This is a genomic window from Domibacillus antri, assembly GCF_001936625.1.
GTDB lineage: Bacteria > Bacillota > Bacilli > Bacillales > Domibacillaceae > Domibacillus > Domibacillus antri.
In genome coordinates this window covers 19,226-34,532 of sequence record NZ_MSDU01000021.1, presented here as the reverse complement: position 1 = coordinate 34,532, position 15,307 = coordinate 19,226, and the positions used below count along the sequence as shown (strand labels likewise).

The following is a 15,307-nucleotide window of genomic DNA, read 5'->3' as shown; positions in this document are numbered from 1 at the left end:
TTGCTTTTAAAGTTGAATGGACAAAGAAAGGAATGTAGAATAAAGAAGGAGAATGCCGGATTGTACGGCGTATGAACGGAGTGTTGAAGTGGGAAGAACGAAAGTGATAACAGAAGGGGCACTCATGCTGGCGCTTTTTACGGTGCTGCTTCTTATTTCAGTGTATGTACCGATTTTGTCGGTTGTCGGCGTCATCTTTTTGCTGCTGCCTTTTTTTATTTACAGTGCGAAATATGGGCTCGGTCCGGCATTGATGATGTTTGTTGGTTCGGTGGCGGTTACCTTTATCATTGCCGGTCCGGTTGCGCTGCCGGTTGTGTTCATGTACGGAATCACCGGTGTTGTGATAGGGACAATGGTGCGCAGGAAATATGATAATTGGATGATTTATATGGCGGGGAGCTTAACCTTTCTTCTGAACATCATTATCCAGTACATTGCTACTATCCAGCTGCTGGGTTTGTCTGTTGTCGATCAATTAGGAGATTTAGTTAAACAATCGATGAATGACACGAGCGCTATGTTAGAAAGTGCACCTGTCTATACACCTGAACAAATAGATGCAGCCATTCAATATATTAATGATATACTGCCGGCATTATTTGTCGTGACGGCATTTTTCATCGTATTTCTATTAATGCTTATTAACTATCCGATCGCGAAAAGGCTCGGAATTCAAACAAAGCCCTTAAATCCATTTCGGACGGTAAGGCTTCCGCGTTCTATTTTATGGTACTATCTTTTTTTTATGATCGGGGCGCTGCTCGTCAAACCGGAAGAGGGGACATTGTGGTATGACATCTATATAAATGTGATGTTTATTTTGCAGGCCTGCTTATATATACAGGGATTGTCGTTCGTCTTCTTTTTTGCCCACCGCAAAAAATGGCCGAAAGCTATTCCTGTTATTATTGCGATTTTATCGATTCCGGTCATTCCAGTCCTTTATCTTATCCGATTATTAGGTATAATTGACTTAGGATTTGATTTAAGACAGCGAATGCAGAAAAAGCCGTAATATGCTTTTTAAAATCGGCTCCATTAAAGGCGTTTAATGGAGTTTTACAATTAGGAGCTGAAGCTATGCTTTCGTATTATAACAGGCGAATCATTCAATCGCTGCTGATCGTTATCGGTCTTGTGCTGACTGCCGCATCAATCTGGATGCTGACGTTTCATAACCTGGCAGGTATTGTGATGACCGCGGTTACGATTTTCCTTCTCCTGTTTTTGTATATGGCAGAAAAAAAGCTTCATCAAGAAGTGGAACAATATGTGTCCACACTGTCTTACAGGCTGGAAAAGGCAGGCGATGAAACGCTTCAAGAGCTGCCGATTGGAATACTTCTTTACAACAAGGAATATGAAGTTGAATGGGCGAATGCCTTTTTGACGTCGTATTTTAAAGAAGAGACGCTTGTGGGCGCATCTCTTTATGAAATTGCGGAGCAGATTCCCGCCGTCATTAAAGGAGAAAAGGAAACGGTTATTTCGCTTCAAGACAGCCTTTTTCGTGTCATTTCTAAGCCGGAAGAGCGGCTTGTGTATTTTTTTGATGTCACAAAACAGGAAAAAACCGCACAGCGTTTTGAAGAGGAGAAAACGGCATTAAGCATTATTTTTCTCGATAACTATGACGATTTGACGCAGGGAATGGATGATCAGACGCGCAGCAGCTTAAACAGCCTTGTGACGTCTATGCTTAATAACTGGGCGAAAGAAAACGGCATGTATTTAAAGCGGATTTCTTCCGATCGATTTTTTGCTGTGTTAAATGAACGTATTTTACGCACGCTCGAGGAGACTAAATTTTCGATCTTAGATGAAGTGCGGGAAGAGACAGCAAAGCATCACGCTCCGCTGACACTTAGTATCGGAATTGGACAGGGACTGCTGCCGCTTCCTGAACTGGGTGATGTTGCACAGTCCAGCCTTGATTTGGCGCTTGGCCGCGGAGGGGACCAGGCAGCCATTAAACAAAGTGACGGGAAAGTAAAGTTTTACGGCGGAAAAACAAACCCGACGGAAAAACGGACACGTGTAAGAGCACGGGTAATTTCCCACGCGCTTTGTGACATTGTTGTTGACAGCGATAAAGTGATTGTGATGGGACATAAATATCCCGATATGGACGCAGTCGGCGCTTCCATGGGGATTCGCTATGTCGCCGAACTGAACGGCCGTGAAGGATATATTGTCATTGATTTTTCTCAAATTGACACGGCTGTGAAGCGGCTGCTGAAAGAATTAAAAGAGCAAAATCCGGATCTTTATTCCCGTGTGATTACACCGGAAGAAGCATTGGAAATTGCGACGAATAAAACGCTGCTTGTGGTTGTCGACACACACAAGCCATCATTGGTCATTGAAGAAAAGCTGCTCTCAAAAGCAGAGCGGGTTGTCGTGATTGACCATCACCGGCGCGGAGAAGAATTTATTAAAAATCCGCTTCTCGTTTATATGGAGCCGTATGCGTCATCGACAGCCGAGCTTGTGACAGAGCTGCTTGAGTATCAGCCGAAAACGAAAAAAATATCGATGCTTGAAGCGACAGCGCTTCTATCCGGTATTATTGTCGATACGAAAAGTTTTTCACTCCGCACCGGTGCCCGGACATTTGATGCGGCTGCTTACTTGCGCACACATGGAGCGGATACCATTCTCGTCCAAAAGTTTTTAAAAGAAGATCTTGGCACCTATATTCAACGCGGCCAGCTTATCGAAACCGTCTATTTTTATAAGGATGGTCTGGCCATTGCGAAAGGCGATGACGATTACGTATACGATTCTGTATTGATTGCTCAGGCAGCCGATACGCTGCTTACGATGAATGGTGTGCAGGCATCGTTTGTCATTGCAAGAAGAGGAGAGGAAACCGTTGGAATAAGCGCCCGTTCGCTTGGGGATGTGAATGTGCAGATCATCATGGAGCAAATGAACGGCGGCGGTCACTTAACAAATGCAGCGACGCAGATTAAAGATGTATCGGTAGAAGATGCGGAAATGGAGCTATGCCGCGTCATTGACGAATTGACTGAAGGAGGAACAGCAGAATGAAAGTCATTTTTTTGAAAGATGTCAAAGGAAAAGGAAAAAAAGGTGAAGTGAAAAACGTGGCGGATGGCTACGCGCATAACTTTTTAATAAAAAACGGCTATGCAGTCGAAGCAACGTCGGGTAATCAGCATACACTTGATGCCCAGAAGAAAAAGCAGGCGGCCATTGCCGCACAGGAGCTGGAAGAGGCGAAACAATTAAAAGAAACCGTTGAAAAATTAACGGTGGAATTACACGCGAAAACAGGTGAAGGCGGCCGTCTCTTCGGTTCTGTTACGGCAAAGCAAGTCGCGGACGAATTGAATAAAACGCACAAAATTAAACTAGATAAGCGGAAAATGGATCTGCCGGACGGTATCCGCGGCCTTGGCTATACAAACGTGCCGGTGAAATTACACAACGAAGTAACAGCTGTTTTGAAAGTGCACGTAACAGAAGAAAAATAATAAAAAATGTGATCGGATTTTTCTGGTCACATTTTTTGCGCAAGGAGGGTGAATATGAGCGATGTATTAACGGACCGCGTACCGCCGCAAAATATTGAAGCAGAGCAGGCCGTACTGGGAGCGATCTTTTTAGAACCTTCCGCGTTAACGGTCGCATCTGAAATATTAATCCCGGAAGATTTTTACCGGAGTGCCCACCAGCAAATTTACTTAACCATGCTGAAGCTCGGCGATCATGGGAAAGCGGTAGACGTTGTGACGGTAACGGAAGATCTTGCCGCCGCAAAACACATTGAAGATGTCGGCGGTATTTCGTATTTAAGTGAACTGGCGGCCTCTGTACCGACCGCCGCCAATATTGAATATTACGCCCGCATTGTGGAGGAAAAATCACTTCTGCGCCGTCTGATCCGGACGGCAACAACGATTGCCCAGGAAGGCTATGAGCGGGAAGATGAAGTGGAAGGGCTCTTAAGCGAAGCCGAAAAAAGCATTATGGAAGTGGCGCAGCGAAAAAATGCCGGTGCGTTTCATAATATAAAAGATGTGCTTGTCCGAACGTATGACAATATCGAACTGCTTCACAACCGGAAAGGCGATGTGACCGGAATTCCAACCGGATTTGCGGAGCTGGACCGAATGACAGCGGGATTTCAGCGGAATGATCTCATTATCGTCGCAGCCCGTCCATCTGTCGGTAAGACCGCGTTTGCCCTCAATATCGCGCAAAACGTGGCGACAAATACAGATGAGACCGTTGCGATTTTTAGCCTTGAGATGGGTGCGGAACAGCTTGTCATGCGGATGCTGTGTGCGGAAGGGAATATTAATGCACAAAATTTGCGGACCGGTTCCTTATCAGATGAAGACTGGCGTAAATTGACGATGGCGATGGGAAGCTTGTCCAATTCCGGTATTTACATCGATGATACGCCGGGTGTCCGTATCGGTGAAATCCGGTCCAAGTGCCGCCGTTTGAAGCAGGAACAGGGGCTTGGCATGATTTTAATTGACTACCTGCAGCTCATTCAAGGAAATGGCCGCTCTGGTGAAAACCGTCAGCAGGAAGTATCGGAAATCTCCCGTTCATTAAAGGCTCTCGCCCGTGAACTTGAAGTGCCGGTTATTGCGCTTTCCCAGCTGTCCCGCGGCGTGGAGCAGCGGCAGGATAAGCGGCCGATGATGTCGGATATCCGTGAGTCGGGTTCAATCGAGCAGGATGCCGACATTGTCGCGTTTTTGTATCGTGATGACTATTACGATAAAGAATCGGAAAATAAAAATATGATCGAGATCATTATTGCCAAGCAGCGGAACGGTCCGACCGGAACAGTCGAGCTTGCTTTCGTAAAAGAATATAATAAATTTGTGAATGTAGAGCGGCGACTGGATGACATGTCCGCGCCGCCCGGAGCATAAAAAAGTCAGCGAATTGCTAGCTTTTTTTATGCAAAAGCGAATGAATTTTTAGAAATAATATAAAAATGTTCGTCTTTTCTGTTTGACGAACCATGTTTTTTACTGGTAAAATAATTGTGTTTGAGAAAACGTTTTTCATGAACCTTCGGAGGTGCAAAAAATGTCATCAGTAGTAGTAGTAGGAACACAGTGGGGCGATGAAGGAAAAGGGAAAGTCACGGATTTTCTTTCTGAAAACGCAGAAGTCGTTGCCCGTTATCAAGGCGGCAACAATGCAGGCCATACTATTAAATTCAACGGTGTTACATACAAACTTCATTTAATCCCATCCGGTATTTTTTATTCGGATAAAATTTGTGTGATCGGCAACGGGATGGTTGTAGATCCAAAAGCGCTTGTTAAAGAACTTGAATATTTGCACGGCCACGGTGTATCAACCGATAATCTCCGTATTTCAAACCGTGCACACGTTATTCTCCCTTATCATTTGAAAATTGATGAAGTGGAAGAAGAGCGTAAAGGCGCCAATAAAATCGGCACGACAAAAAAAGGAATCGGCCCTGCCTACATGGATAAAGCAGCGCGTATGGGTATCCGCATGGCTGACCTTTTGGACCGTGAAACATTTGAAGAAAAATTAACGCATAATATTGCGGAAAAGAACCGTCTTTTAGAGCGTTTCTATGAAACGGAAGGATTTAAAGTAGAAGATATTCTTGATGAATATTACGAGTACGGACAGCAAATCAAACACCTTGTCTGCGACACATCTGTTGTGTTGAACGACGCGCTTGACGAAGGCCGCCGCGTACTATTTGAAGGTGCTCAGGGCGTAATGCTTGATATCGATCAGGGAACATATCCGTTTGTTACATCATCGAACCCTGTTGCAGGAGGCGTGACAATCGGTTCTGGTGTCGGCCCATCGAAAATCACGCATGTTGTCGGCGTATCAAAAGCGTACACAACACGTGTTGGCGACGGTCCATTCCCGACTGAATTAAACAATGAAATCGGCGATCGGATCCGTGAAGTAGGCCGCGAATATGGTACAACAACTGGCCGTCCGCGCCGTGTCGGCTGGTTTGACAGTGTTGTCGTCCGCCATGCACGCCGCGTCAGTGGATTGACGGATCTTTCATTGAACTCAATCGATGTATTGACGGGCATTGAAACGTTGAAAATCTGTACTGCTTATCGTTACAAAGGAGAGCTTATTACCGAGTATCCGGCTAACCTGCGTACACTCGCAGAATGTGAGCCTGTATATGAAGAGCTCCCTGGCTGGACAGAAGACATTACAGGGGTAAAAGACTTGAACGAGCTGCCTGCAAACGCACGTCACTATATCGAGCGCGTATCACAGCTGACAGGTATCCCGCTTTCTGTGTTCTCTGTAGGACCGGACCGCAACCAGACAAACGTTGTTCGCAGCGTCTGGAGCTAATTTTTATGAAAACCGATTCCTTTTCCGGAGTCGGTTCTTTATTTGGTTAAGAAAAAAGAAAAATGGTTACAATAATAGGAACTTAGTCACGCTCACGTTAAAACGAATTTTACCCATATATCCTGTTGTTTTCATTAAATACCGCATAAAATGACGATATTTGGCTTGGAATGTTTGGAAATAGACGCAAAATTGTCAAAATTTCATCGTTTTATTCGTTTATTATGACAAATTTTTTAAAAATGTATTGTCACCCCTGTAGGCATGTGATACTATTAACAACGTTGCTGGTAAACAATATTAGGGCCTGCTGAGCAGGTCACAAAAGCGTTGCGGCAGGACGCCGTGAAGTTAGCTTTTGATCATATCATTAAATTGGTCCGGTAGTTCAGTTGGTTAGAATGCCTGCCTGTCACGCAGGAGGTCGCGGGTTCGAGTCCCGTCCGGACCGCCATTTTTACTTTAACCTAACGTTATGTCTTGATGGCGGCCGTCCGCACCTATGAAATGTCCTTCACGATCACGGCCGCTATGTTTTTTTAAAAAATCGCTTGTACGGCCCAGCAGCTCCAATTTATGAATTTTTCATTAGATATCGGCTCAGTAGCTCAGTTGGTAGAGCAAAGGACTGAAAATCCTTGTGTCGGCGGTTCGATTCCGTCCTGAGCCATAAAAAAAAGCATCGCGGTGATTTCGCTCCCGTGGTGCTTTTTGTTATTTTACAAAATCTTTACTGGCCGGAAGCCGGATGTCACGGAACTGCTGTTCATGATAAAGTTAAGAAAAGCGAAAGTAGCGCAAATATGATAAAATATAATATTTGAAGCCATCTTTTACTACTCATCGAAAAGAAGTGAGGGATATAGATTATGCAAAAGAAGATATTGGTTGTAGATGATGAAAGGCCAATTGCAGATATTTTGCAGTTTAATTTGAAAAAAGAAGGATACGACGTGCAATGTGCGTATGACGGCGACCAGGCTGTCGAGATGGTGGAAGAAATGCAGCCGGATCTCGTTTTGCTTGATATTATGCTTCCGGGACGTGATGGCATGGAGGTGTGCCGGGAAGTGCGCAAAAAATATGAAATGCCGATCATTATGCTGACGGCCAAAGACTCGGAGATTGATAAGGTGCTCGGTCTTGAACTCGGAGCGGATGACTATGTGACAAAGCCGTTTTCAACGCGTGAGTTGATTGCCCGCGTAAAAGCGAATCTGCGCCGTCATCAGGCAGTGCCTGTACAGGAAGAGGAACAGGTAGATACGAATGAAATTATGGTCGGCGCGCTGACGATTCATCCGGATGCTTATATCGTCTCCAAACGGGGCGAAACGATCGAATTGACGCACCGTGAATTTGAATTGCTTCATTATTTGGCGAAACATATCGGCCAGGTGATGACGCGTGAACATTTACTGCAGACGGTGTGGGGCTACGATTACTACGGAGATGTCCGGACGGTGGATGTGACTGTGCGCCGATTGCGTGAAAAGATTGAAGATAATCCGAGCCACCCGTCATGGATCGTGACGCGAAGAGGAGTAGGCTACTACTTGCGTAATCCAGAGCAGGAGTAACTTAAATGAAACGGGTAGGTTTTTTTCGTTCGATTCAGATGAAATTTGTGCTTATATACGTGCTGCTTATTTTGTTTGCGATGCAAATTATCAGTGTGTATTTTGTCAACTCGCTTGAAGAAAAATTTGTGACTAACTTTAAAAGCTCTCTGCAGGAACGCGTTAATTTACTCGAGTACAATTTACGTGAAGAAATGCTGAAAGAGCGTGATGAAGAGTCCAATACGCTGGAGCAGGACATTCGGCGTATTTTGGAGGATTTTTCCGCCAGTGATATTAAAGAAGTGCGTGTTATTGATGAACGGAGCCGGATTATCGGCACATCGGATGTGAGCAACCAGGGGGTTGTCGGGCAAAGGATGACCGAAATTGCCGTGAAAAGGTCACTCTCCGCCGGTGCAGCGGAAGACAATATGTTTATTGATGAGCGGACCGGCCAGCGTGTCTGGGTATATACGTCGCCTATTTCATCCAACAGTGAAGTCATTGGCGCGGTTTATTTAATCGGCAATGTCGAAACGGTATTCAGCCAGCTGGAAGACATTAATGAAATTTTATTTTCTGCGGCAATTCTGGCATTGGCCATTACGGCTGTGCTTGGCATTACACTGGCCAGAACCATTACGCGGCCGATTACGGATATGAGACGCCAGGCGGTTGCTCTTGGAAAAGGAAACTTCTCCCGTAAGGTAAAGGTGTACGGACAGGATGAAATCGGCGAGCTGGCCGTGACGTTCAATAACTTGACGAAGCGGCTTCAGGAAGCGCAGGCGACGACAGAAGGCGAGCGCCGCAAGCTGTCATCGGTCCTTTCCTATATGACAGATGGGGTTATTGCCACAGACCGCCGCGGACGCGTTATTTTAATTAACGAACCGGCTTCGAAAATGCTGAATGTTTCACGTGAAACAGTTATTTCACAGCCGATTGTATCTCTGTTAAATTTGGAAGAAGATTATTCATTTGATGATTTACTGAATGAACAGGACTCGGTTATTCTCGATTACAGCACGCATGATCGTCCGTACATTTTGCGGGCCAATTTTTCCGTTATTCAAAAAGAAACCGGATTTGTAAATGGCCTTATTACCGTCCTGCATGATATTACCGAGCAGGAAAAAATTGAAATGGAGCGGCGTGAATTCGTTACAAACGTTTCGCATGAACTGCGGACGCCGCTGACAACGATGCGCAGCTATTTAGAAGCGCTCGCTGACGGCGCCTGGCAGGACCCGGATATTGCGCCGAATTTTCTGGATGTCACACAAACAGAAACAGAGCGGATGATCCGGCTCGTCAATGACTTGCTCCAGCTATCGAAGTTTGACAGCCATGAATACAATTTAACCAAAAAAGATACGGACTTTATTGAATTTTTCAATAAGATTATCGACCGGTTCGAAATGACGAAATCACAGGAAGTCACATTCCGCCGCAAGCTGCCGCGCTACCCGATTTATGTGACAATCGATCAGGATAAATTAACGCAGGTTATTGATAATATTATCTCCAATGCGTTGAAATATTCACCTGAAGGCGGGCTTGTTTCATTTAAAGTGGAAGAGCACGGCAGCACCATTCAGGTCAGCATCAGCGATCAGGGAATGGGGATTCCGAAAAAAAGCCTTGATCGCATTTTCGAACGTTTTTATCGTGTAGACCGTGCCCGCTCCCGTAAAATGGGCGGCACGGGTCTTGGTTTAGCCATTGCAAAAGAACTCATTACCGCTCACGGCGGCCACATCTGGGCAACAAGTATTGAAGGAAAAGGAACGACTATTTTCTTTACACTGCCGGCGGATCTTTCCGAAGAGGATGATTGGGAATGAATTATGAAAAAATCAAATCCGTTGCCCTCGCATTACTCGTACTTATAAGTCTGGCATTCACATGGGGCATCTGGAACTACCAGCCTTCTTATGAAACGATAACAGATGGTTCAAATGAAATCGTTACTGAAGTGGAGATCGGACAGCAGCAAAAGGTTTCTGAGCTGTTGAAACCATCTAAAATTGTCGCTCATTTGCAAAACGATCATTATGGAACAGTCGCGGAGGAAGAACTGACGTGGGTGATGGAGCAAATGGCCGAGTGGACGTTTTATGAGCCGGAAAATATTTCAGGTACATTGAACGAGCAGCAGTTTAAGGAGCTGCTCACCGGTAATTCACGGGTGGAGCTGTTTTTTACATCATCCATTCCGTTCAACACAATTAAAAATATGTTGATGTTTAATGAGTCGGCCGTGCCAAATGCCGTATTTAACCGGATTGTTATTGCCGGAACGGAAGGACAGAGTGACAGCGCGTCTGTTTACTTCGTTTCTGTAGAGGAACGGCTTGTATTTAAAAGCCGGGTCGAATCGCCGTCACTACCTGCCTTTAAAACACGGTTTTTAAAAAAATCAGATCGTTTGGAGCGGTACATCGCCCATCAAATTCCAAATGGATCGCTCTTGTTTATAAGAGAGCAGCCGCCAGTATTGTCTGTGCAAAAATATTTACCGGAACAAATTGATGCCGACACGTTTAAAAAAGCATTATTTAATGATCCGAGTTATGTTCGGCGAGGTTCACGGACAGGAAGCGATGAATATACGGACGGTTCAAGTTTAATGCGGGTCAATCACAGTACCGGTGTCATCCGGTACGTGAATCCGGCGCAGGAAGCGGAAATCGGTCAGGCGATGGCACTCGATCAGCTTATCGATAAAAGTATCAGCTTTGTCAATGACCATAACGGCTGGGTGGATGAGTACCGGCTGTTCAGAGCAGAACCGGGTTCCTCTCTCATCAGCTACCGGTTATTTTCCGGGGATTTCCCGGTTTTTAACGCACAGGGCATGTCAGAACTGAATCAAATTTGGGGGCGTGATCGCATTTACCAATATGAACGGCCATCCTCTACGATTCAGCTGGATAATCCGCTTCCCGAAACAGGAGCCCCGGTTGAGCTCGACAGCGGAGAAGAGGCGCTGGGTAAAGTGCTCAACCAAGATATTGATCCGACCCTTTTGACGGATATGCGCATCGGCTATGATATGACAGTGGAGCGTGAATCGCCCAAAATTTTAGCACTGGAGCCTTCCTGGTACTATGAATATAACGGCGCGTGGCTTCGGCTAGAGACGGATGAAGGAGGAGCGGCCGATGGACTGGAGTAAAACGAAAACCATTTTTATTGCCGTTTTTCTTGTGCTCGATCTGTTTCTAGCTGTCATGTTTTTTAACAAATATGGGGCCGGCCGGTTCGAAGTAATCAAAGAGGCCTCCATTGAAGAAAAGCTGCGTTCCGATAGGATTGAGTACGAGAAGCTGCCGGTGGATGCTGGTGAATTATCCATTGTGACAGCCAAGCCGAAAACTTTTTCAAAAAAAGAATTTCTTTTCTATACGAATCAAACGATCAACATACAAAACGGTGAAACGGAAATTGTCAGTGAACTGGACAAACCGTATGATACAGACGGCGCGGCGCGTGAAAAAATCGTCTCATTTGTAAAAAATAATGTGCTTCATGGCGAGCATTATTCATACTGGAAGCGGGACCGCGATGCACAAACGGTTATTTTTTATCAGCAGTTTGATGATAAAAAGCTTTTTGAAAATATAAGCGGCCTGCTAACAGTACAGCTGGATGAGAATGAAAATATTATCGGCTACAAGCAGACGATGCTGTCAGACATCGATGAAAATCGGGATGAAGAAGCGATTTTGCCTGCATTTCAAGCCATTGATGCGCTGTATAAAAACGGACTTATCCAGCCTGACAGCGAAATTGCCAATGCGGAACTCGGCTATTACACCCTTGTGCAGCTGACGGAATCGCAAGTGCTGTCGCCGACGTGGTATTTTCAGCTGAGAAAAGACGATGAAACGGAAGAAATTTACGTAAACGCCTATGACGGATCGATTTATCAGACGAAAAAAGAGTCGTAATTAACTGGAGTGGAATACATGACGATGCAATTTAGCGTGCTTGCAAGCGGAAGCACCGGCAATGCGGTCTTTGTCGAATCAGACGGCCATTCATTTCTTGTGGATGCGGGACTGAGCGGTAAAAAAATGGAAGAGCTGTTTCGTTCCATCGGCAAACAAATTGCGGACCTGTCCGGCATTCTTGTTACACATGAACATAGTGATCACATTAAAGGACTTGGTGTGCTGGCAAGAAAGTATAAATTGCCGGTGTATGCCAATTCAAAAACGTGGCGGGCAATGGACCGGCTGACGGGTACAATTGATGACAGCCAGAAGTTCATTTTTGAAACAGAAACGGTGAAAACATTCGGCGCGCTTGATATTGAGTCGTTCGGCGTGTCACATGATGCCGCCGAGCCGATGTTTTACATTTTTCATCAAGGGAAGAAAAAGCTTGTGATCATTACGGACACAGGCTACGTAAGCGATCGGATGAAAGGCTTGATTGCCAATGCGGACGCGTACGTATTTGAAAGCAATCATGATGTCGGCATGCTGCGCATGGGCCGCTACCCATGGAGCATTAAACAACGTATTTTGAGCGATGTCGGCCACGTGTCAAATGAAGATGCCGCGCTTGCGATGAATGATGTCATTGGCCCGAATACAAAACGCATTTACCTGGCGCATTTAAGCGCTGATAACAACATGAAAGAACTGGCGAAAATGAGTGTCACGCAGACACTGCAAATGAAAGATGCCGGTGTCGGCGAACAGTTTAACCTGTACGACACCGATCCGAAAATACCAACACCTCTCGCGATGGTTTAAAAAAGCGGCTGCAGGGAATCATTCTCTGTGGCCGTTTTTTTAGAGAAAAATAAGACAAAATAATGGACGAACAATCAGCTGACACTGTAAGATAATTTTTACACGTGAAAATACACGATGGGGTTTACACAAAAGGAGGCATTTTTAATGACAAATTCAACCGTTCTATTCACAGATGTGACACTCGGCACGACACGTTTAGAAAATCGTACCGGTGTGGCGCCAATGACGCGCACAAGCGCCACACAAGAAGGATTGGCAACAGAGCAAATGGTATCATACTATGAAAAATTTGCCCGCGGCGGTTTTGGTTTCATCGTGACAGAAGGCATTTATCCTGATGATCAATACAGCCAGGGCTATTTGGGTCAGCCGGGCATCATCAATGATGAACAAATGCAGGCGTGGAAAAAAGTTGTGGAAGCTGTTCATCAGCAAGGCAGCAAAATTATTGCGCAGCTTATGCATGCGGGAGCCCTGTCACAAGGAAATCGTTTCGTAAAAGAAACAATGGGTCCATCTGCTGTTGAACCAAAAGGGGAACAATTAGGCATTTATGGCGGAGAAGGTTCATTCCCGACACCAAGAGAGGCGACAAAACAGGATATAGCGGATGTTATTGCCGGTTTTACGGAAGCGGCGAAACGGGCGAAAGAGGCCGGATTTGACGGCGTTGAAATTCATGGAGCCAATGGGTACATTTTGGACCAATTTTTGACGGATTACACGAACCAGCGCACCGATGAATATGGCGGCTCCACCGAAAACCGTGTTCGCTTGTCAGTAGAAGTAGTAAAAGCAGTCCGCGCGGCAGTTGGTCCTGACTTTACAGTAGGCATTCGCATTTCGCAGGGAAAGGTAAACGACCACACACACAAATGGGCAGGTAAAGAAAAAGATGCGGAAATTATTTTTGGACAGCTTGGACGTTCCGGGGTCGATTTCATTCATGTGACAGAATATGAAGCCTGGCAGCCTGCTTTCCCTGAAGGGCAGGGAGCGAGTCTTGCCGCGCTGGCTAAACAGTTTGGCCGAGTACCGGTCATTGCAAACGGGCATCTTGAAGATCCTGAACAGGCAAGAGCAATCCTTGAAAAAGGCGAGGCGGATGCGGTAACAATCGGCCGTGGCGCCCTTGCGAATGGAGACTGGGCAAATAAAGTGAAAAACGGTGAAAAACTGGAAGAATTCGAACCGGAAAAAATATTAAGTCCGGATGCCAAAATTAAAGACTTTGAAGCGTAAATAATATAGAACCGTCTTAAAAGCATTTCTTTTGAGGCGGTTTTTTTAATATAAGCAGCTTGCATATCGTTTGCACTTTTTTTTTGCAAAGGCGTATAATTTTTTCAGAATAGACAGGATGAAAAGTGAGACAATAACGTGGTGGAAAGGATGAGGCATATATGGGTTATTATGATGAAGGGCGTACTGAACGTCATAAACGCGGCGGGAAAAGCGGCTACTTTTTATCGGGACTGGCCGGAGTTGTCATCGGAGCGGGTGTGGTCATCGCGGCGCTGCCATCCATTGTTGATTATCAAAATGATGAGCAGTCGATCGTCGACCATCAGCCATCCGGCAATCGCGGCACAGAGCAGGTTTCGCTTGATGTGACCACTGACATCACAAAAGCGGTGGACAGAGCGAAAGATACCGTCGTCGGTATTACAAATATTCAAGAATCAATGAATTTCTTCGGAGCTGAACCGACAACACAGGAAGCGGGTACAGGAAGCGGCGTTATTTATAAAAAAGAAGGCGGTACAGCCTTTATCGTCACAAATTATCACGTTATTGAAGGCGCACAGCAGCTTGAGGTGACGCTTGCGGACGGTACAAAAGAACCGGCAGAGCTCATTGGCGGTGATGTCTGGACCGACTTGGCTGTTTTATCGATCAGAGGCGTAAATGTCGAGAAAACAGCTGAATTTGGCGATTCGGAAGCATTGAAAATCGGTGAACCCGTTATCGCCATCGGGAATCCGCTCGGTCTTGAATTTTCCGGTTCAGTCACACAGGGGGTTGTATCAGGTCTAGAACGTGCGATTCCAGTGGACTTAAATGGCGATACGATCAATGACTGGCAGGCGGAAGTATTACAGACGGACGCGGCGATCAACCCGGGAAACAGCGGCGGGGCGCTCGTCAATATTGCGGGGCAGGTTGTCGGCATTAACTCAATGAAAATTGCCCAAAGCGCCGTTGAAGGAATCGGGCTGTCCATACCAATTGATGCGGCCCTTCCGATTATTAAAGACCTCGAATCATTCGGTGAAGTAAGACGGCCGGCAATGGGTGTCACGCTTCAAAACTTGAGCGAGCTGCCATCCTACCATCAGCAGCAAACATTAAAGCTGCCTGAAGCTGTCAAGGAAGGCGTCATCATCGAGCAGGTTCTCACTAACTCACCGGCAGCCAAAGCCGGACTGCGGGAATATGACGTTATCACCGCGCTTGATGGCGAACCGGTGCAGGATGTTATTGCGCTGCGCAAATATATGTATAACAATAAACAAGACGGCGACACCGTAAACGTCACCTATTATCGTGACGGGAAACAGCGGGAAACAGAGCTGACGCTTGTGGCTGAAAGTGATTTATAAT

Annotated in this window: 12 protein-coding genes and 2 tRNA genes; all 14 read left to right on the top strand. The window is 45.8% G+C overall.

All coding sequences use genetic code 11. The annotated features are described in order from the left end of the window. Positions 1-52 precede the first annotated feature (52 nt). Positions 53-1,018, top strand: a complete 966-nt coding sequence (locus tag BTO30_RS10260) for a YybS family protein (protein ID WP_075398636.1) — start codon at positions 53-55, stop codon at positions 1,016-1,018. Between the two features lie 65 nt (positions 1,019-1,083). Further along, entirely contained in the window at positions 1,084-3,057 is a 1,974-nt protein-coding gene (locus BTO30_RS10255; protein ID WP_075398635.1) for a DHH family phosphoesterase, read from the top strand. Beyond that, entirely contained in the window at positions 3,054-3,503 is a 450-nt protein-coding gene (gene rplI, locus BTO30_RS10250) for a 50S ribosomal protein L9 (RefSeq protein ID WP_075398634.1), read from the top strand. The genes BTO30_RS10255 and rplI overlap by 4 nt, the downstream gene beginning before the upstream one ends. A gap of 54 nt (positions 3,504-3,557) precedes the next feature. Next, the gene (gene dnaB, locus BTO30_RS10245; RefSeq protein WP_075398633.1) at positions 3,558-4,922 is read left to right on the top strand and encodes a replicative DNA helicase; all 1,365 of its coding nucleotides are present in this window, start codon (positions 3,558-3,560) and stop codon (positions 4,920-4,922) included. A 160-nt stretch (positions 4,923-5,082) separates the two neighbouring features. Further along, positions 5,083-6,369, top strand: coding sequence for an adenylosuccinate synthase (locus BTO30_RS10240; RefSeq protein ID WP_075398632.1), 1,287 nt, complete (start codon positions 5,083-5,085; stop codon positions 6,367-6,369). Between the two features lie 377 nt (positions 6,370-6,746). After that, positions 6,747-6,823 (top strand) — tRNA-Asp (locus BTO30_RS10235). A 143-nt stretch (positions 6,824-6,966) separates the two neighbouring features. Continuing rightward, positions 6,967-7,039, top strand: a tRNA-Phe gene (locus tag BTO30_RS10230). A gap of 199 nt (positions 7,040-7,238) precedes the next feature. Further along, complete coding sequence (gene yycF, locus BTO30_RS10220; protein WP_075398630.1) at positions 7,239-7,949, top strand: response regulator YycF; 711 nt, start codon at positions 7,239-7,241, stop codon at positions 7,947-7,949. 5 nt (positions 7,950-7,954) lie between these two features. Then, on the top strand, positions 7,955-9,778 hold the full coding sequence (gene walK / locus BTO30_RS10215) for a cell wall metabolism sensor histidine kinase WalK (protein WP_075398629.1): 1,824 nt from the start codon (positions 7,955-7,957) through the stop codon (positions 9,776-9,778). Next, positions 9,775-11,112 carry a YycH family regulatory protein gene (locus tag BTO30_RS10210; protein WP_075398628.1) on the top strand — a complete coding sequence of 446 codons (1,338 nt, stop codon included), beginning with the start codon at positions 9,775-9,777 and terminating at the stop codon, positions 11,110-11,112. The genes walK and BTO30_RS10210 overlap by 4 nt, the downstream gene beginning before the upstream one ends. Further along, positions 11,099-11,887 carry a two-component system regulatory protein YycI gene (locus BTO30_RS10205; protein ID WP_075398627.1) on the top strand — a complete coding sequence of 263 codons (789 nt, stop codon included), beginning with the start codon at positions 11,099-11,101 and terminating at the stop codon, positions 11,885-11,887. The genes BTO30_RS10210 and BTO30_RS10205 overlap by 14 nt, the downstream gene beginning before the upstream one ends. An 18-nt stretch (positions 11,888-11,905) precedes the next feature. Then, positions 11,906-12,700, top strand: coding sequence for an MBL fold metallo-hydrolase (locus BTO30_RS10200; protein WP_075398626.1), 795 nt, complete (start codon positions 11,906-11,908; stop codon positions 12,698-12,700). Between the two features lie 147 nt (positions 12,701-12,847). Continuing rightward, complete coding sequence (locus BTO30_RS10195; protein WP_075398625.1) at positions 12,848-13,945, top strand: oxidoreductase; 1,098 nt, start codon at positions 12,848-12,850, stop codon at positions 13,943-13,945. A 161-nt stretch (positions 13,946-14,106) separates the two neighbouring features. Then, entirely contained in the window at positions 14,107-15,306 is a 1,200-nt protein-coding gene (locus tag BTO30_RS10190; RefSeq protein WP_075398624.1) for a S1C family serine protease, read from the top strand. Position 15,307: the final 1 nt, after the last annotated feature.

Bases quoted from the DNA above. Each gene is read 5' to 3' on its own strand.
- walK (WP_075398629.1), top strand. From the start codon at position 7,955: ATGAAACGGGTAGGTTTTTTTCGTTCGATTCAGATGAAATTTGTGCTT.
- BTO30_RS10200 (WP_075398626.1), top strand. From the start codon at position 11,906: ATGACGATGCAATTTAGCGTGCTTGCAAGCGGAAGCACCGGCAATGCG.
- BTO30_RS10255 (WP_075398635.1), top strand. From the start codon at position 1,084: ATGCTTTCGTATTATAACAGGCGAATCATTCAATCGCTGCTGATCGTT.
- BTO30_RS10210 (WP_075398628.1), top strand. From the start codon at position 9,775: ATGAATTATGAAAAAATCAAATCCGTTGCCCTCGCATTACTCGTACTT.
- rplI (WP_075398634.1), top strand. From the start codon at position 3,054: ATGAAAGTCATTTTTTTGAAAGATGTCAAAGGAAAAGGAAAAAAAGGT.
- BTO30_RS10205 (WP_075398627.1), top strand. From the start codon at position 11,099: ATGGACTGGAGTAAAACGAAAACCATTTTTATTGCCGTTTTTCTTGTG.
- yycF (WP_075398630.1), top strand. From the start codon at position 7,239: ATGCAAAAGAAGATATTGGTTGTAGATGATGAAAGGCCAATTGCAGAT.
- BTO30_RS10195 (WP_075398625.1), top strand. From the start codon at position 12,848: ATGACAAATTCAACCGTTCTATTCACAGATGTGACACTCGGCACGACA.
- BTO30_RS10190 (WP_075398624.1), top strand. From the start codon at position 14,107: ATGGGTTATTATGATGAAGGGCGTACTGAACGTCATAAACGCGGCGGG.
- BTO30_RS10260 (WP_075398636.1), top strand. From the start codon at position 53: ATGCCGGATTGTACGGCGTATGAACGGAGTGTTGAAGTGGGAAGAACG.
- dnaB (WP_075398633.1), top strand. From the start codon at position 3,558: ATGAGCGATGTATTAACGGACCGCGTACCGCCGCAAAATATTGAAGCA.
- BTO30_RS10240 (WP_075398632.1), top strand. From the start codon at position 5,083: ATGTCATCAGTAGTAGTAGTAGGAACACAGTGGGGCGATGAAGGAAAA.